Raw genomic sequence first — 17,422 nt, 5'->3', positions numbered from 1 at the left:
GATAATAATATATGTGGTTAATATACTAGACATAAGATTATTTAATTACTAAAAGTAATTAAATATATGTTATTTCGTAAAGTATTATAAATAAGTAAGTCGTGGTAGAAACGCTTTGAATTGCTACTATTAATATTGGGGACAATTAGAAAGCGAAAGGTATAAAAAGAATTGGAATTTGATAACTCTTTGTTTTTTATAAAAACATGAGCTTCTGTACAATTCATTTTTAATATATTGACCAGGATTATACAACAAGAGGGGGACTGAAATTGGAATCAATGACCTTTGTTTTATTTGGAGCGACAGGGGACCTAGCGAAACGCAAAATTTACCCCGCACTATATAACTTATATAGAGATCAAAAGCTTCCAAAGCAAATATCCGTTATCGGGCTTGGGAGACGTGAAGTATCTCATGTAGATTTTCAAAAAAGAATAAAAGAATCAATAGAGACGTTTTCTCGTCATAGAGAAGAAGGTACTCCAGAACTCGAAGGTTTTTTAGATAATTTTCGCTATTGTCCATTAGATGTGAGTAAGCCGGAAGACTATGAGAGATTATTACAAGTCGTTCGTGAAAGGGAAGAAGAACTACATATAAAAGGGAATAGAATGTTCTATCTTTCCGTTGCTCCTGAATTTTTTGAGACAATCGCTTTAAATATTAAGGAAAGCGGACTTGATAAAACGGATGGATGGAAACGCCTAATGATTGAGAAACCGTTCGGGCACGACCTTACATCTGCTCGTGAGCTGAATGATAAGCTTAGTCGCACGTTTGAAGAAGACGAGATATATCGTATTGATCATTATTTAGGTAAGCCGATGATTCAAAACCTTGAAGCACTAGAGTTTGCAAATCCTGTTTTACAATCGATTTGGAATAAAGAACATATAGCAAATGTACAAATCACAGCGAGTGAAACAGTTGGGGTTGAAGAAAGGGCAGGATATTATGATCAGGCAGGAGCCATTCGAGATATGGTTCAAAATCATATGTTACAAATATTAATGATGACTGCTATGAATTTGCCGGAAAAGGTTAATGCATGTGAAATTCGAGAGGAAAAGCGAAAGGTAATGGAGGCGCTTCGTAAAGTGAAAAAAGAAGACGTTCAAAACCATATCATTCGCGGACAATATGGTGCAGGTGAGATAAATGGCGGGCAAGTTGTAGCATATAAAGAGGAGCCAGGAGTAAATCCTTCTTCTAATATAGACACATTTGTTGCTGCTCGCTTGTGGATCGATAATCCATTTTGGACTGGCGTTCCCTTTTATATACGAACAGGCAAACGAATGAAAGAAAAGTCTACTCGTATTGTAATCGAATTTAAAAATACGTTAAAACAGCAATATCAAGATAGTAATCCAAATGCAGCACCTAACTTGTTAATAATTGAAATTAGCCCAGGTGAGAACGTTTCATTACAGTTAAATAGTAAAAATCCATTGAAAAATGGAGAAATTGAACCGATCCGTATTAACTTTACTTGTGAGCAAGCGGATGTGGGAGTACCTGAAGCGTATGAAAGACTCATTCACGATGCTGTGAGTGGAGACGCTACATTCTTTGCACATTGGAGAGAAGTTGAATTGTCATGGGAATGGGTACAACCAATTCTTGAAGCATTCGAGGAAAACTTATTACCACTTCATGAATATGAGTCTGGTTCATATGGTCCAGAGGCATCTAATGAATTATTGCAAGAAAGTGGATTTAAATGGTGGTTAGATCAAGAAACGAAAAAATAAGTACTTTCTTTCATGAAAGCATGTAGGGGGACGATTACTATGACACAAAACATAAATCAATTAGCAGTGAATACAATTCGTACGTTATCAATTGATGCTATTAATGCGGCAAATTCAGGTCATCCAGGTCTTCCGATGGGAGCAGCGCCAATGGCTTATGCATTATGGGCGAATCATTTAAATCATAATCCTAATCATCCAAAATGGTTTAACCGTGATCGCTTCGTTTTATCGGCGGGACATGGATCTAGCTTATTATATAGCCTACTTCATTTAGCTGGATATGACGTTTCAATTGATGACTTGAAAAACTTCAGAAAGTTAAATAGTAAAACACCAGGTCATCCTGAGTTTGGTCACACTTCTGGAGTTGAAGCGACGACAGGACCGTTAGGACAAGGGATTGCGAATGCTGTCGGAATGGCAATGGCAGAAGCGCATTTAGCGGCGAAGTTCAATAAGGATGGTCACTCTATTATTGATCACAATACGTACGCTTTAGTTGGAGACGGTGATTTAATGGAAGGTGTCGCTTATGAAGCGATGTCAATGGCAGGACATATGAAACTTGGCAAGTTAATTGTGCTGTATGATTCAAATGAAATTTCACTTGATGGTGAATTAAACATTGCTTTCTCTGAAGATATGCAGAAAAGAGTAGAATCTGCACATTGGCAATATGTAAGAGTTGAAGATGGAAACGATGTTGATGCGATTACAAAAGCGATTCAATTAGCGAAAGATAATACGGACCAACCTACTCTTATAGAAATTAGAACCATTATAGGTTACGGAAGTCCAAAAGTTGCTGGAACGAACAAAGCACATGGTAACCCGCTTGGAGTAGAAGAAGCGACAGCGACAAAACAAGTGTATGGTTGGCATTATGAAGAAGACTTCTTTGTACCTGAAGAAGTAACAGCTCATTTTAATGAACTGAAACAAAAAGGTATTGAAAAAGAAAATGGCTGGAATGAGCAGTTCAACTTATACAGAGAGTCAAACCCTGCACTAGCAGATGAATTAGAAAAAGCGATTACAGGTGAAGTTTTAATCGAAGCGAAAGACATTTTATCCTTCGATACTGAAAAAACGATTTCAACTCGTGTTGCAAGTGGGGAAGCTATTAATCATTATGTGAAATCGATTCCTTCTATTTTCGGTGGAAGTGCAGATCTTTCTCATTCTACGATGACAGATATAAAAGGTGAAGCAGTGTATGCGGTAGAATCGTATGCTGGCCGAAATATATACTTCGGTGTACGTGAACATGCAATGGGCGCAGCAGCGAATGGACTGGCTCTTCATGGAGGAGTAAAACCGTTCGTGAGTACATTCTTTGTATTTAATGACTATCTTCGTCCATCTATTCGACTGGCTGCATTGCAAAAGTTACCTGTTACGTACGTATTTACACATGATTCGATTGCTGTAGGAGAAGATGGTCCAACGCATGAACCTATTGAACATTTAGCAGCTCTTCGGGCAATTCCTGGTTTAACAGTTATCCGTCCGTCAGATGCAAATGAAACAGCAAGTGCGTGGGCGTATGCTTTACAGCAAACGGATGGTCCAGTCGTTTTAGTACTGAGCCGTCAAAATTTACCGGTGTTTCATGAAACGAAAGCAAACATAGAGAATCTTTCTAAAGGGGCTTACGTATTAACACAAACGAATGAAAATCCGGATGTAATTTTAATTGCGACAGGTTCTGAAGTATCCTTAGCTGCTAGTGCGAAAGCGAAATTAGAAGAAGACAATGTCTCTGTTCGCATCGTTGCAATGCCAAGCTGGGAGTTATTCGATCGTCAATCGAATGAATATAAAGAATCCGTTCTTCCGTCTTCTGTAACGAAACGAGTATCTCTTGAGATGGGTGTATCTCTCGGGTGGGAGCGTTATGTAGGACAAGAAGGAAAAGTACTATCAATTGAAACATTTGGAGCTTCAGGAACTGGTGCGGAAGTCATGAATCTATTTGGATTTACGACAGAAAATGTTGTTCAAATTACAAAAAATGTATTGAATTCTTAAGCTATGACTGTGAATACCTTTCCGTACATATCAGTGCTGCAAGGTATTCCAGATTGTAGTGATATGAATTTTTAATAAAAGATGATTTGAGGAGGAATTATATTATGCAAGTAGGATTAATTGGCTTAGGTAAAATGGGATTAAACTTAGGGAAAAATTTAATCGATCATAAACATGAAGTAGCAGCATTTGATTTGAATGCAAGTGCAGTGGAAGAAATGAAAGAGTACGGGGCAACAGGTGCATCTAGTTTAAATGAACTTGTTCAGTCATTACAATCACCAAGAGTTCTTTGGGTTATGGTACCACACGCTGTTGTAGATTCTGTTATCGATGAGGTTACACCACTTTTATCAAAAGGAGATATTTTAATTGAAGCGGGTAATTCACATTATAAAGAGTCTATTCGCCGATATGAGCAACTAAAGAAAGATGGCATTCACTTTATGGATGCAGGAACTTCTGGCGGAATGGAAGGCGCTCGTAATGGTGCTTGTTACATGATCGGAGGAGATCAAGAAGCTTGGGATATCGTTGAACCTATCTTCCGAGATACTGCTGTAGAAAATGGATACTTATATGCTGGAAAAGCTGGTAGTGGTCACTTCTTAAAAATGGTTCACAACGGAATTGAATACGGTATGATGGCTGCTATTGGTGAAGGATTTGAGATTCTAGAGAAAAGTGAATTTGACTACGATTATGAAAAAGTATCAAGAGTATGGAACAACGGTTCAGTAATCCGTTCATGGTTAATGGAATTAACAGAAAATGCATTTTCTAAAGATGCAAAACTAGATGAAATTAAGGGTGTTATGCATTCTTCTGGTGAAGGAAAATGGACAGTAGAAACAGCATTAGACCTTCAAACAGCAACTCCTGTTATCGCAATGTCTCTATTAATGCGCTACCGCTCATTAGACAATGATACATTTACAGGAAAAGTAGTAGCAGCTCTGCGCAATGAATTTGGCGGACATGCAGTAGAAAAGAAATAAACATCTTAAAAATTTAACTCATTGACGTTTAAAAAATGGAGGGAATGAATCATGAAATTTTTTATTGATACTGCAAATCTTGAGGACATAAAAAAAGCATATAAACTTGGAGTTTTAGCTGGTGTTACAACGAATCCTTCTTTAGTAGCAAAAGAGGGCATTAAATTTGAAGACCGTATCGCAGAAATTTGTCAGGCAGTTCCTAAAGTTGAATCTGTTTCGGCAGAAGTAACGCCAGATGCTGTGACGGCTGAAGAAATGATTGCTCAAGCAGAAGAGTTGATTAAGATTAACGGCGGCGATGAGAAAGTTACAATAAAACTTCCAATGACGCTAGCAGGATTAGAAGCTTGTCGCTATCTTACTGAAAAAGGTGTGAAAACGAACGTTACACTTATTTTCACTGTGAACCAAGCACTTTTAGCTGCCAGAGCAGGTGCAACGTATGTTTCTCCATTTTTAGGACGTTTAGATGATATTTCTGAAGATGGCGTATTATTAGTTGCTAAAATTGCTGAATTATTCGATGTTCACCAATTAGATACACAAATTATTGCGGCTTCTGTTAGACATCCAGATCATGTAACTCGTGTAGCGATGGCAGGTGCTCACATTGCAACAATCCCTTATAAAGTAATTGAACAACTTGCTATGCACCCATTAACAGATCAAGGTATTGAGAAGTTTGCTGCGGACTGGGCGAAAGCTCCTAAATTATAATGCATAAAAGTGAAGGAGCTTTCCGAAAATTGCTTTTCATGAGAGGACAAATCCTAAGTAACTTCATCGTTTAAACGGGATCCCGAGTTTGTAGTCTTACTATGTGAAAACAGCAAGAGAAGAAAGCGTCATTCACTTTTAAAAAAGGAAAATTTGCTTACGCGAAGTGTTTATCACAATAACATTATAATGATGAAAGAGAAATCCCCTTATCAGAGAGATGAGTTAAAGTATATCTCTGATAAGGGAGATTCTTTTTATATAAATTATTATGTTGTGAAGATGAGTTGTATATCGATATATAAATTTTTACTCAAAAAAGAACTATATAGGTTCTTTTCATTGTATATCATTTTTGAAAGGGTTTACATAAAGGGGTGGAATTGCGTATGAATATGTACCTTTTAATGATTACATTATTATCAATTGTAATTGTTATTTTAGGGGTATCGTGGTGGAGATGGCACGCGTTTATTAGTTTAACGATTGCAAGTTTATTTTTAGCAATTATGTCTGGAATGCCAATGGATAAAATAGTGAGTGCTTATGAAACGGGAGTCGGAAGTGTTCTTGGGCATTTAGTAGGTATTTTAGTATTAGGTACAATTTTAGGGAAAATGATGGCAGAGTCAGGTGCTGGAATGCAGGTGGCAGAGTTCTTTATTAAATCCTTCGGAATAAAAAACTTACCATGGGCGATGTTAATTGCGGGTTTTATTATTGGAATTCCGGTGTTTTTTGAAGTAGGTATTTTAATATTATTGCCGTTAGTAATTTCTATTCATAAAACAACGAAACAAAATATTTTATTGATAGCATTACCAGCAATTGCTGGGTTATCTGTCGTACACGGCCTTGTTCCTCCGCATCCAGGGGCAATCGTTGCAATAGGTATTTATAAAGCGAATCTTGGGAAGGTATTATTGTATTCACTCATTATTACATTTTTTGCAGCGATTATTGCAGGTCCTATATTCGCTAAATGGATTCACAAACGTGTAATTCCTGAAAATGAGCCAGAATTGATTCGTGTAAATACAAAATCAACGAAATTACCAGGAATAGGAGTTTCGTTTTTAGTTATATTGTTACCTGTAATGTTAATGGTGTTAGCGGCAGCAGCTCCTTATGTTCCGCTTTCTACTACTTTGATGAAGATGGTCACCTTAATCGGTAGTCCTATCATTGCACTTTTGATTGCATGTTTTGCAGCGTTTTATTTTCTTGGATTTCGTCAAGGTATCGATAAAAAGGCTATTAAGAAGGTAACAGAAGATAGCTTATTACCAATCGGTTCAATCGTTGCGATTATTGGTGCCGGCGGGGGATTTAAGCAAATTCTTATCGATAGTGGTGTAGGGAATGCTATTGCTCAAATGTCTGAGCATTTAGCACTATCTCCAATTGTATTAGCATTTATGGTAGCTGGATTAATTCGAATTGCGACAGGGTCAGCGACAGTCGCCTTAACAACAGCAGCGGGTATCGTTTCGCCAATCGTTGAAAATACGACAGGTGTGAATTTAGAATTACTCGTCATTGCAACGGGTGCAGGAGCATTAATGTTTTCTCACGTAAACGATGCTGGGTTCTGGATGGTAAAAGAATACCTAGGTTTAACAGTGAAAGAAACATTTAAAACATGGACAGTATTAGAAACATTACTTTCATTTATCGCTTTTGGAGGAGTTTTACTACTCGATATGTTTGTTTAAAATAAGGATGTTTTTATAGTGGGATACTGTAGTAATTTTTTGTTAGGAGGAAGAAATGGTGAGTTCAAAATATATGATTGGTGTAGACATTGGGACAACTAGTACAAAATCAGTTCTATTTTCTACGGATGGATCTGTTATTGCAAGTCATGGAATTGAATATCCTTTATATTCTCCTACGCCGGAAACAGCAGAACAAGACCCAGAAGAAATTTTTCGTGCAGTAATACATACGATTAAAGAAACTGTACAGACAAGTAGTGTACAGCCGCATGATATTCTTTGTGTTTCTTTTAGTTCGGCAATGCATAGTATCATTGCTGTAGATGAGAAGGGAAAGCCGTTAACGAGATGTATTACTTGGGCAGATAATAGAAGTGCAAGCTGGGCAGAGAAAATAAAGAATGATATGAATGGTCATGAAATTTATTTGCGGACTGGGACACCAATTCATCCGATGTCACCACTTTCGAAATTAGTTTGGTTACAGAATGAACAGGCAGAATTGTTCGCAAAAAGTTATAAATTTATTTCTATTAAAGAGTATGTTTTTTATAAGTTATATAAGGAGTATGTAATTGATTATTCTATAGCATCAGCGACAGGAATGTTCAATTTGAAATCTTTAAAATGGGATGAAGAGGCTTTACGTGTAGCGGGCATTACAGATGATAAGCTTTCTAAACTTGTTCCAACGACGCACAGCTTAACAGGATTAGATGAAGAGCTTGCCAAAGAAATGAATGTACTTGTTTCTACTCCATTTGTAGTAGGAGCGAGTGATGGAGTCCTATCCAATTTAGGTGTAAATGCAATAGATCCTGGCGTTGTTGCTGTGACAATTGGTACAAGCGGTGCGATACGTGCTGTAACAAATCGTCCTGTAACAGATCCAAAAGGTAGAATTTTTTGTTACGCCTTAACTGAAGACCATTGGGTAATTGGTGGACCGGTTAATAACGGTGGTATGATTTTCAGATGGGCTCGTGATCAATTAGGTACTTCAGAGATTGAGCTTGCGAAGCGTTTAGGAAAAGATCCATATGAAGTGCTTACTGAAATAGCAGCAAAAGTGAGTCCGGGGTCCGACGGTTTATTATTTCATCCGTATTTAGCAGGAGAAAGAGCTCCTTTATGGAATGCAAATGCACGAGGATCTTTCTTCGGACTTGGATTGCATCATAAGAAAGAACATCTTATCCGTGCTGTTTTAGAAGGAGTAATTTATAATTTATACACCGTTCTTCTCGCTTTAAAAGAACTCATTGGTGAACCGAAAAAAATTCAAGCAACAGGTGGTTTTGCAAGATCGGAACTTTGGAGACAGATGATGGCAGATATTTTCCATCAAGACGTATATGTTCCGGAAAGTTTTGAAAGCTCTTGCTTAGGAGCAGCAATCCTCGGTTTATATAGTTTAGGTGAAGTAGATACGTTGCATGTAGTTTCTGAAATGGTAGGTGCGAATTTCCACCATGAACCAAACATGGAAAGTGTAGAAAAGTATAAAGATTTAACACCAATCTATATTCGTCTGTCTCGTCAATTGGAAGAAGAATATGAAAGTATAGCAGCGTACCAAAAAAAGTGGGTTTAAAAGCTATTTAACAAGAAAATATGGTAACGTATAAAGAGGTACTCTAATTTTTTAGGATACTCTTTCAACATAAAACATTATAGGAAGTAAGATGAATGAAAAATATAGGGAGAGAGGGTTATGAAAATGAAGGATAACAAAGAGTTTATTGGGTATGTTGGAACTTACACGAAAGAAAAAAGTGAAGGAATATATAAGTTTATTTTAGACACGGAAGCAAAGAAAATTAGTAATGTAACACTTGCGGCCAAGCTGGATAATCCTACATATGTAACGATTAACCGAAAGAATGAATATCTCTATTCCATTGTTAAGGAAGGAGAATCTGGTGGTGTAGCTGCTCATTCGATTGATAGTAAAACTGGAGAGCTAAAGGAGAAAAATAGACAAGTGGTAGAAGGGGCTTCTCCTTGTCATGTGAGTGTTGATAGTGGGACTCACACGGTAGTTACAGCAAATTATCATAAAGGAACGATTGAGTCTTTCGCAGTAAATGAAGAAGATGGATCTGTAAATCCTGCGACCTCTATTATAACGCATAAAGGTTCAGGTCTGAATAAGGAAAACCAAGAGAAACCACATGCGCATTACGCAGGATATACGCCTGATGAAAAATATGTGGTAGGTGTTGATTTAGGGATAGATAAAATAATTACGTATGAAATAAAAGATAGTGTATTAAAAGAAGTGAATAGCTTGGCTGTAAATCCAGGAAGTGGTCCGAGACATATTACTTTTCATCCGAATGGAAAGTATGCGTATGTGATGACGGAGCTTAGTTCAGAGGTTATTGTGTTAACATATAATCCGGCAGAAGGAGCTTTTACAGAAGTACAGTATATTTCTACTATTCCTGCCGCGTTTGATGAAAATAATCAAGGAAGTGCGATTCATATTTCTTCTGACGGCCAGTTTGTATATGCAGGCAATCGTGGTCATAATAGTATCGCTGTTTTCAGTGTGGATCAAAACTCAGGTGAGCTTACATTTGTGGAACACACATCTACAGAAGGAAATTGGCCAAGAGACTTTGTATTAGATCCTACTGAAAAGTTCCTTATTGCTTCAAATGAAAAGTCGCATAATCTTGTATTATTTTCAAGAAATGAAACGACAGGGAAGTTAACACTTTTACAATCTGATGTTGTTGTGCCGGAGCCTGTTTGTGTGAAGTTTTTAAATGTTTAAGTTGTGTTGAAGCTGAATGCATGCAGAGGTGTCGTTATTTGTCGGTAAGTCGATATCCTTTGTCGAAACGTCGATATATTAAAAAAATCGTTGATATATTTGAATTTGTGTTCGATATATTTGAAAAATCGTTGATATAATTTCATATGCCTAAAAAAAAGCAAAGCGATATCGCTTTGCTTTTTACTGTTTCTTTTTCGGTCTACGTACTAACTCGCCGCCGCAGTTTGGACAAACGTTATGTCTTTCTTCTGTACATGGTGCACAAAATGTACATTCATATACGCAAATGTATGCTTCAGAATCTTGTTCTAGCGATTGATCGCAAATTTGACAGTTTGTTTTCATTTGTAGTGCCATAGTATCGCTCCTTTTTGTTTGAATTTTTATAATTTAATGATAATGTTTAATGGTGGAAACTGCAATTTAAAATGAAAGTTATTATTGTTTATTGACTGTCATTTGTAACTTTATTTCATATTAAATTTTTTATTTGAAAATTTATAAGAGTGAAGATTTGCGCGTTGTTATATTTAATAGATCATTGGTCGTTAAAACTGTTGCAAACATTTCGTGAAGGCTTAGTAAAGCAAATTTGTGGATATCGTTAGCGCAATAATGTTTCCCATCGTATGCAATTCTATCAAATGTAGCAGTAGCATCAGAAATTACATAGGTAGAGAAACCTAAATTACCAGCCATTCGGACAGTTGTAGAAACACAATAATCAGTTGTTAAACCTATAATTACGATAGTTTCATAATTGTGTTTTCGTAAATAGGATTCTAATTCGGTTCCAATAAAAGCACTGTTCACGCTCTTTTTGAATACGGGTTCATTTATAAGTGGAATAGCAAATTCTTGAAATTCACTACCGATGAAATCTTCTCTTAAAAGATGATTTTCTTTATTTGAAATGTGCTGTATATGAATAACAGGTCGATTGGTATCTCGCCATGTTTGTAGAATGAGTTTCATATTTGATTCAGCATGAGGATTGTTACGATTTCCCCAATATGAATCGTTGAATCCTTTTTGAACATCAACTAAAATAAGTGCGGTATTTTCAGATATTTGTTCCATTTTCATTCTCCTTTATAGGTGTGATTTATTGTTATATTGAAAGGATACTATGTATTATAAAGAGTGAGAATTTCCATTATTTTTGAAGGGTATAATAAAAAGTTTTAACAAGGGGATGTGGAACGTGGATATTGATTGGTTACGTTGTTTTCTAATTTGTGCGGAGTATAAAAGTTTTTCGAAAGTGGCAGAACGTCTTCATATGACACAACCAGCAGTAAGTAAGCAAATTAGAAAGTTGGAGGACGAGTTAGGTGTAGAATTATTACATAGATCACCGCAAGGAATACAATTGACAGAAGCGGGTATTCAGTTTCAAAAAAGAACTACTTCACTCCTTGAGGACTGGGAAATTATAAAAAAAGATATGAACAAGTTTGGAGAAAGAGTGGATATAACATTGGGGTTACTTCCTAGTCTTGCAGCATTTTATCTACCTCAAAAACTTGTTAATTATAAGGATGCAAATGTAAAAATAAATACGAATGTGTATGATATGTCAAAGGAGATAATGGAAGATCTATTGAGCGGGAAAATAGATGCTGGTTTAGTAGATGAAAAGTGGGTGCCTAAAAATTATTGGAATAAAGAATTATTCAAAGAATCATATGATGTAGTTTTTCAAAAGGAACATTCATTTCATCAACAAGGTATTGTTTTCATGAATCAATTATTGCTTGAACGGCTAGTAATGTATCCTGCTGGATGTGATATACGCAGAGCGATAATTGAGGAGTATGAGAAATGGAAAGTAAAGCCTAATATTAGTACTGAAGTCTCATTTAGAGATTTTATTCTTGGTATGGTTGCTTCTGGGGCTGGAGTTACAATTGTACCAAGAACAATTTCAGAACACATTGGTCATTTACCGTTGTTAGCAAAACCAATTTGCGATTTTAAAAAGCAAAGAGTAATATATGTAATTGCTAGAACTGAGAAAATTGGAAAGACTCTTTTTAAAATGTTTGGGGAAACAGTATGATACATAATAATTGGTGTATGAGGATAATGTTTAAGTGAGTATAACAGGGGGAATTTGGTTTGTTTGGAGAAAAAGATATGAATCATTTAAAAGCAAACTGCGAAAAATGCTTCGGTTTATGTTGTGTGGCGTTACCGTTTGCAGCATCGGTAGATTTTGCAGTGAATAAAGATGGTGGTAAACCATGTTCCAATTTACAATCAGATTTTAAATGCAGTATACATAAAAATCTTAGAGGAAAAGGTTATAAAGGCTGTACAGTATTTGAGTGTTTCGGCGCTGGACAGAAGATTTCTCAAGTTACATTTAACGGGATGGATTGGCGGAAAGATGCTAAGCATGCGAGAAAAATGTATGATTCTTTTCCAGTTATGCATCAGCTCCATGAAATGCTTTGGTATTTGAATGAAGCCATTCTATTAAAGGCGACGCAGCCAATTCATAAAGATCTGAAGGAAGCTATTGAAGAGACAGAGCGTCTTGCGAATTTAAGTCCAGATGAGTTAATGAAAATAAATGTTCCATTACACAGAGCGGAAGTGAACATTCTTCTTTTAGAAACGAGCGAACTAGTTTGGAAGGAAATGAATACTGCGCGTAGGAAACGAATCATACACCGCGGCGCAGATCTTATGGGAGCAAACCTGAAAAAGAAAAATTTACAAGGGGCGAATTTAAGAGGAGCATATTTAATTGCGGCAAACTTAAATGGTGCAGACTTACGAGGGGCGGATCTCATTGGAGCAGATTTACGAGATGCAGATATTCGTGGGGCTGATTTTACAAATAGTATTTTTCTGACGCAAGTTCAAGTTAATGCGGCAAGAGGGGACAAACATACGAAATTACCGAAATTGTTGTCTCGTCCATCGCATTGGAGTGTGTAAAGAGTGTATACGAACAGGCAGAGATTAAGTATCTCTGCCTATTTTTCATTTCTTTTCAAAAGTAGTAATAAAAACACTACATATAATAAGAATACCACCAATAAAAAAGTTACTACTCAATGTTTCGTTTAAGAGTAACCAACCAAGCAACGATCCGACGATAGGTTGGAAGAAGAAAAATAACGAACCGATGCTAGCGTCCATTAATTCTAATCCTTTATTCCAAAGGAAAAAGGCACCTGCCGTTGAGACGATTCCTAAATAAAGTACGCCTAATACTACATATAGGTTCATATGTTCAATAGGGTTTGATTGAAATTCCCATATCATAAAAGGTGTAATAAAAAAGAGTGAAAAGAATATAGCGTACGTTGTAATCACTAAAGATGAAAATCGAGCTGAAGCAATTTTTACATAAATAGATAGTAAAGCCCACGTAATAGCTGCCCCGACTAATATGATTGTACCGATAAAATAGGAGCCAATTTCAATATCCCATCCGATTACGATAATGACACCGATTGTCGCTATGATGGTAGATAGTAATCTACGAGCGGTTAGTTTTTCTTTTAAAATGATCGCTGCAAATATAACCATAAATGCAGGTGTAGCTGATGTTACTAAAGATCCTGTATGAGCGTCGGATAATTTTGTTCCGATAAATTGACAAGTGATCGAAATGAAATATCCGATAAATCCAATCCAAGCGAATAATAGCCAATCTTTTTTACGAATGGTTACTGTTTTCTTTTGCTTTTTCTCAGTAATTTTTAAAATCATATACAAAACAACAAAAGCAATGATAAAGCGTAGCCAAACGAGTGTGAGTGGTGGGATAAAGTCGAGTACATATTTGCTAACAACATACATACCGCCCCATATACTAGCTGCTAGTGATAAACATATAGCTCCTAAAATGGTTTGTTTCATGTAAAGTACCTCCGTCTATTTTTAGGGTATGATGAGTTCCCTAAGACGAGGCATAGTGCACGTGTTATATGAATGCCCGTCTTAGTTTATAGACGGCCTACAGGTTGATCGTTTTCGAATGAAGTGTTGTAGTACATGTGTATTCCTCCTTCTTAAGTTATAATGATATTATAACTTAATTTTCTGATTATTGGAGGTTGTTATGAAATATATCGTTATAAAATCACATGTTAGCAATTATCCTGATCCAATTCGCTTAGAAGAGGGGGATGTAGTGAAAATGATAGAGAGTTACGATGGTCCTGAAAATTGGGAAAACTGGATGTTTTGTCACGAAGAGAAATATGACCGGAAAGGGTGGGTTCCGGAGCAAATTATAATGAAAAATATAACTGATGTAGGAATCATTACGAAACAATATACTGCCAAAGAATTAAATGTAAGTATTGGAGAAAGATTGATTGGGTTAGAAGAATTGAATGGATGGGTTTGGTGTGAAAAAACAGGTGGTGAGGATGGCTGGGTACCAAAGGAAAACTTACAAAAATATTAGTAATACGATTTGGTTATTAATATAGGAAACATATTTTTAGTTTATGAGTATATTGGTTGTAGGATGAAAAATAGATTAATAGAGAAAGAGGAGATTATTATAACTACAACCGTTATTTCTCATTTTTATAATGAAGAGTATTTATTACCGTGGTGGCTTGCTCATCATACGAAACTGTTTGATCATGGTATTTTAATTAATAAAGGCTCAACAGATCGTTCGGTGGAGATTTGTAAGAAATTCGCACCGCATTGGGAAGTGCGAAATTCTGTAAATCCAGAGTTTGATGCATATGCGACGGATCATGAAGTGATGAGGGTAGAACAAGAAATACAAGGATGGAAAATGATTTTAAATACGACTGAGTTTCTTTGTGTGCAAGATAAAAATCAGTTTTGGAAATCACTAAATGAATTGGGAGGGAGGATGTATTGGCTAGAAGGGCTTATTATGGTTGATGATCCTAACTACAGTTATCCGGACCTTAACTTTGGACTCCCTTTAATGAAACAGCGATTTCATGGTTATTTACCAGAAGATTGGCCGTTGTGGAGAAGAGGTAGATTTATTCATAATCATGAACACGGAAGTTATACAGTTGGAAGACATTTATCCGCGCATGAATCTATGATTTATCCGCCTCTTGCTTGTATATTATGGTTTGGATTTAGTCCGTGGAACGATGCGATGAGAAAGAGAAAGTTACAAATTGGTCCGACTCTTTCTGAAGCTAGTAAGCATGGGGGAATGGGGACGCATCATATTATTACGCCGGAAAGATTAGAAGAATGGTATAAGGAATTAGCGAGAGGAACGAAGGATTTACGTTTTAGTGATGCGTACCGTTATGTTTTTGTATAAATGATTCCCACCATGAAATTGTTTCTTCGATTCCTGTATTTAGATCGTATGTCGGTTTCCAGTTTACTTCAGTTTTTAAACGTTTTACATGAACGCCGACAAATAAAGGTTCATCTTTAGAGAAAGGTATTGCACCCAGTTTAATTAGATGTTCTTTTCCTATCTTTTTAGCGATGATAGAAGCTAACTCTTTAATTTGTACAGATTGACCAGAAGCGATATTGATTGTGTCTGTAACGCCATGTTCTAATACTGTTATGAGAGCATCAGCGACGTCGCTCACATGGAGGAAATCTCTTGATTGTTTTCCATGTGTACATAGTGCTTCCTCATTTTTTAATAAAGAAGTGATGATGTTAGAAACGAGTCGATTCCCTTGTTCGTGAGGGCCATACATATGAAAAATGCGGCCCCAACACATGCTGAGGCCTGATTGCTCAGCGTACGTTTGGAGCCAGGAGTGTAGTGCATTTTTACATAATGAATACGGGGTTTTATAAGAAAGAAGCGGTGAATCTTCAAATAATACACCGTTAAACCATTCATACTCTGCGCCAGTCCCGGCAACGACGACTCGCTTTCCGCCGCATGTTGTGAAGTGTTGAATCAATGAGATACTAGACGTAAGCCAATAGTAATTATTGATAGATACATAACACGCTGGCGGCACTGCTTCCCAAGCTAAATGAATGAGATGACTAGGCTTCATGTCGTAAATGAGTTTTTTTACTTCTTCATCGCAAAGTAAGTTGACTTTATGCCAATGGCAAGAAAGATGGGAAGGCTTATTTGTATTGTAAGTGGCGTGCACTTCATAGCCCTTTTGAATAAGAGAATGTACAACATATTTACCAATCCATCCGCTACCGCCTGTTACAAGGATTTTTTTCATGGCTCAATTACCTCAACTTCTGGTATTGTTACTAAAAATTTGCCGCCCCACTCACGAATGAAAGAGCATTCTTTCATAATCTCGTCTTTTAAATTCCAAGGAAGTATAAGAATGTAATCAGGTTTTGTACGTTTTATTTCTTCTGGAGATTTTATTGGAATGCGGGTTCCTGGTAGAAGGAGATTTTGTTTATGAGGGTTTTTATCTACTGTATAAGCTAGAAATTCTTTTCCTATCCCGCAATAATTTAAAAGGGTGTTTCCTTTAGCTGGCGCACCGTAACCGATAATTTGTTTGTTTAAAGCTTTCGCTTCGATAAAAAACTGTAAAATATTTATTTTCAATTGTTCGATGCGTTTAGAAAAAAGGAGATAACAGTCTAATGTATTTAGCCCGTGATCCACTTCTTTTTGAATTAATTTTGTAACACTAGAATGGATAGTTGATTCGTCACTATGATGTTTTACAAAAATACGTAAGGAACCACCGTGCGTTGCAAGTTCTTCTACATCGACAATTTGTAAATGATGGTGAGATAAAACTTTTTGCAGGCTTATAAGTGAGAAATAGGAGAAGTGCTCATGGTATATCGTATCAAACTGTTTAAAGGATATGAGATTTAATAAGTGCGGGAATTCAATTGTTATTGTTCCGTCTTGTTTTAATAACGTTTTTAAACCTGCCACAAAATCATGTAAGTTCGGAACGTGTGCTAATACGTTATTAGCAATGATTAAATCTGCTTGCGGTAATTTTTTTGCTAAGTCGTTGCTGAAAAAATTCACTTCAGTAGGAATTCCTTTTTGGATAGCGATTTCTGCTACATTTTTTGCTGGTTCAATTCCTAACGTTTCAATATGTTCTTTTTGAAAGTATTGTAATAAGTACCCATCGTTACTCGCGATTTCAACCACCTTTGAATGTTTCTTTAAGCGGAAGCGCTTAATCGCCATTTCTACATATTGTTTAGCATGCAGTAGCCAGCTTGATGAGTAAGAGCTAAAGTATAAATAGTCATGAAAAATATTGTGCGGAGATTCAAATTCATCTAATTGTACGAGTAAACAAGAGTGACAAACAAATGTGTGCAATGGATAAAATGGTTCCATTTTATATGAGTTTTCTGGAGAAACAAATGAGTTAGCGAGAGGAGAAACACCTAAATCTAAAAAAGTGTTGCTGAGTAATGAGTGGCAAAAACGGCATTTTTTCTGTTCCATTTTAT

The 17,422-nt window shown here is 36.4% G+C and carries 16 protein-coding genes; 11 read left to right on the top strand and 5 right to left on the bottom strand.

What is annotated here, in order from left to right; all coding sequences use genetic code 11:
• Positions 1 to 272 precede the first annotated feature (272 nt).
• The 7 genes from zwf (at position 273) to ACTFR9_RS08945 (ending at position 10,009) form a co-directional block, all read left to right on the top strand.
• Positions 273 to 1,757 (top strand): glucose-6-phosphate dehydrogenase, encoded by a 1,485-nt coding sequence (gene zwf / locus ACTFR9_RS08975; RefSeq protein ID WP_000445343.1) that lies wholly within the window; start codon positions 273 to 275, stop codon positions 1,755 to 1,757.
• Positions 1,758 to 1,796: 39 nt separating this feature from the next.
• Positions 1,797 to 3,791: a transketolase gene (gene tkt / locus ACTFR9_RS08970; RefSeq protein WP_000193024.1), complete on the top strand. Its 1,995-nt coding sequence runs from the start codon at positions 1,797 to 1,799 to the stop codon at positions 3,789 to 3,791.
• Positions 3,792 to 3,895: 104 nt separating this feature from the next.
• Positions 3,896 to 4,789 carry a phosphogluconate dehydrogenase (NAD(+)-dependent, decarboxylating) gene (gene gnd / locus ACTFR9_RS08965; RefSeq protein ID WP_001195906.1) on the top strand — a complete coding sequence of 298 codons (894 nt, stop codon included), beginning with the start codon at positions 3,896 to 3,898 and terminating at the stop codon, positions 4,787 to 4,789.
• Between the two features lie 51 nt (positions 4,790 to 4,840).
• Positions 4,841 to 5,509 carry a fructose-6-phosphate aldolase gene (gene fsa, locus ACTFR9_RS08960; RefSeq protein WP_000667676.1) on the top strand — a complete coding sequence of 223 codons (669 nt, stop codon included), beginning with the start codon at positions 4,841 to 4,843 and terminating at the stop codon, positions 5,507 to 5,509.
• Positions 5,510 to 5,898: 389 nt separating this feature from the next.
• The gene (gene gntP, locus ACTFR9_RS08955) at positions 5,899 to 7,224 is read left to right on the top strand and encodes a gluconate permease GntP (RefSeq protein ID WP_001057620.1); all 1,326 of its coding nucleotides are present in this window, start codon (positions 5,899 to 5,901) and stop codon (positions 7,222 to 7,224) included.
• A gap of 55 nt (positions 7,225 to 7,279) precedes the next feature.
• The gene (gntK, locus tag ACTFR9_RS08950; RefSeq protein WP_000254937.1) at positions 7,280 to 8,821 is read left to right on the top strand and encodes a gluconokinase; all 1,542 of its coding nucleotides are present in this window, start codon (positions 7,280 to 7,282) and stop codon (positions 8,819 to 8,821) included.
• A 126-nt stretch (positions 8,822 to 8,947) separates the two neighbouring features.
• Positions 8,948 to 10,009, top strand: coding sequence for a lactonase family protein (locus tag ACTFR9_RS08945; RefSeq protein ID WP_048557682.1), 1,062 nt, complete (start codon positions 8,948 to 8,950; stop codon positions 10,007 to 10,009).
• A gap of 183 nt (positions 10,010 to 10,192) precedes the next feature.
• Here ACTFR9_RS08945 and ACTFR9_RS08940 read toward each other — a convergent pair whose 3' ends face one another.
• Both ACTFR9_RS08940 and ACTFR9_RS08935 read right to left on the bottom strand, forming a co-directional pair.
• On the bottom strand, positions 10,193 to 10,369 hold the full coding sequence (locus ACTFR9_RS08940; protein ID WP_001207874.1) for a DUF1272 domain-containing protein: 177 nt from the start codon (positions 10,367 to 10,369) through the stop codon (positions 10,193 to 10,195).
• A 141-nt stretch (positions 10,370 to 10,510) separates the two neighbouring features.
• Positions 10,511 to 11,092 carry a cysteine hydrolase family protein gene (locus tag ACTFR9_RS08935; protein WP_000435254.1) on the bottom strand — a complete coding sequence of 194 codons (582 nt, stop codon included), beginning with the start codon at positions 11,090 to 11,092 and terminating at the stop codon, positions 10,511 to 10,513.
• A gap of 124 nt (positions 11,093 to 11,216) precedes the next feature.
• Between ACTFR9_RS08935 and ACTFR9_RS08930 the strand changes: the two genes are divergently transcribed.
• Positions 11,217 to 12,074, top strand: a complete 858-nt coding sequence (locus ACTFR9_RS08930) for a LysR family transcriptional regulator (protein ID WP_000350558.1) — start codon at positions 11,217 to 11,219, stop codon at positions 12,072 to 12,074.
• A 77-nt stretch (positions 12,075 to 12,151) separates the two neighbouring features.
• Positions 12,152 to 12,961, top strand: coding sequence for a pentapeptide repeat-containing protein (locus ACTFR9_RS08925; protein ID WP_048557683.1), 810 nt, complete (start codon positions 12,152 to 12,154; stop codon positions 12,959 to 12,961).
• Between the two features lie 45 nt (positions 12,962 to 13,006).
• On the opposite strand, the gene ACTFR9_RS08920 is transcribed toward ACTFR9_RS08925, so the two are convergent.
• Positions 13,007 to 13,891, bottom strand: coding sequence for a DMT family transporter (locus ACTFR9_RS08920; RefSeq protein WP_076856338.1), 885 nt, complete (start codon positions 13,889 to 13,891; stop codon positions 13,007 to 13,009).
• Between the two features lie 202 nt (positions 13,892 to 14,093).
• On the opposite strand from ACTFR9_RS08920, the gene ACTFR9_RS08915 reads away from it, so the two are divergent.
• Both ACTFR9_RS08915 and ACTFR9_RS08910 read left to right on the top strand, forming a co-directional pair.
• The gene (locus ACTFR9_RS08915) at positions 14,094 to 14,444 is read left to right on the top strand and encodes an SH3 domain-containing protein (RefSeq protein ID WP_000875277.1); all 351 of its coding nucleotides are present in this window, start codon (positions 14,094 to 14,096) and stop codon (positions 14,442 to 14,444) included.
• A gap of 63 nt (positions 14,445 to 14,507) precedes the next feature.
• Positions 14,508 to 15,305 carry a glycosyltransferase family 2 protein gene (locus ACTFR9_RS08910; protein WP_000797329.1) on the top strand — a complete coding sequence of 266 codons (798 nt, stop codon included), beginning with the start codon at positions 14,508 to 14,510 and terminating at the stop codon, positions 15,303 to 15,305.
• Here ACTFR9_RS08910 and ACTFR9_RS08905 read toward each other — a convergent pair.
• Together ACTFR9_RS08905 and ACTFR9_RS08900 are read right to left on the bottom strand one after the other, a co-directional pair.
• Positions 15,274 to 16,197 (bottom strand): NAD-dependent epimerase/dehydratase family protein, encoded by a 924-nt coding sequence (locus ACTFR9_RS08905; protein WP_229136762.1) that lies wholly within the window; start codon positions 16,195 to 16,197, stop codon positions 15,274 to 15,276. The genes ACTFR9_RS08910 and ACTFR9_RS08905 overlap by 32 nt on opposite strands.
• Positions 16,194 to 17,417, bottom strand: a complete 1,224-nt coding sequence (locus ACTFR9_RS08900) for a class I SAM-dependent methyltransferase (RefSeq protein ID WP_000435753.1) — start codon at positions 17,415 to 17,417, stop codon at positions 16,194 to 16,196. The genes ACTFR9_RS08905 and ACTFR9_RS08900 overlap by 4 nt, the downstream gene beginning before the upstream one ends.
• Positions 17,418 to 17,422: the final 5 nt, after the last annotated feature.

The sequence above is a fragment of the Bacillus cereus group sp. MYBK222-1 genome (assembly GCF_051916425.1).
In the GTDB taxonomy this organism is placed as follows: domain Bacteria; phylum Bacillota; class Bacilli; order Bacillales; family Bacillaceae_G; genus Bacillus_A; species Bacillus_A paranthracis.
The sequence above is the reverse complement of the archived record's forward strand: the minus strand, read 5'-3'. Positions and strand labels throughout refer to the sequence as shown.

Coding starts and splice junctions, on each gene's coding strand:
- ACTFR9_RS08920 (WP_076856338.1), bottom strand. CDS start 13,891: ATGAAACAAACCATTTTAGGAGCTATATGTTTATCACTAGCAGCTAGT.
- ACTFR9_RS08900 (WP_000435753.1), bottom strand. CDS start 17,417: ATGGAACAGAAAAAATGCCGTTTTTGCCACTCATTACTCAGCAACACT.
- ACTFR9_RS08935 (WP_000435254.1), bottom strand. CDS start 11,092: ATGGAACAAATATCTGAAAATACCGCACTTATTTTAGTTGATGTTCAA.
- gntP (WP_001057620.1), top strand. CDS start 5,899: ATGAATATGTACCTTTTAATGATTACATTATTATCAATTGTAATTGTT.
- ACTFR9_RS08905 (WP_229136762.1), bottom strand. CDS start 16,197: ATGAAAAAAATCCTTGTAACAGGCGGTAGCGGATGGATTGGTAAATAT.
- ACTFR9_RS08915 (WP_000875277.1), top strand. CDS start 14,094: ATGAAATATATCGTTATAAAATCACATGTTAGCAATTATCCTGATCCA.
- ACTFR9_RS08910 (WP_000797329.1), top strand. CDS start 14,508: ATGAAAAATAGATTAATAGAGAAAGAGGAGATTATTATAACTACAACC.
- ACTFR9_RS08940 (WP_001207874.1), bottom strand. CDS start 10,369: ATGGCACTACAAATGAAAACAAACTGTCAAATTTGCGATCAATCGCTA.
- ACTFR9_RS08925 (WP_048557683.1), top strand. CDS start 12,152: ATGAATCATTTAAAAGCAAACTGCGAAAAATGCTTCGGTTTATGTTGT.
- ACTFR9_RS08945 (WP_048557682.1), top strand. CDS start 8,948: ATGAAGGATAACAAAGAGTTTATTGGGTATGTTGGAACTTACACGAAA.
- gntK (WP_000254937.1), top strand. CDS start 7,280: ATGGTGAGTTCAAAATATATGATTGGTGTAGACATTGGGACAACTAGT.
- gnd (WP_001195906.1), top strand. CDS start 3,896: ATGCAAGTAGGATTAATTGGCTTAGGTAAAATGGGATTAAACTTAGGG.
- tkt (WP_000193024.1), top strand. CDS start 1,797: ATGACACAAAACATAAATCAATTAGCAGTGAATACAATTCGTACGTTA.
- fsa (WP_000667676.1), top strand. CDS start 4,841: ATGAAATTTTTTATTGATACTGCAAATCTTGAGGACATAAAAAAAGCA.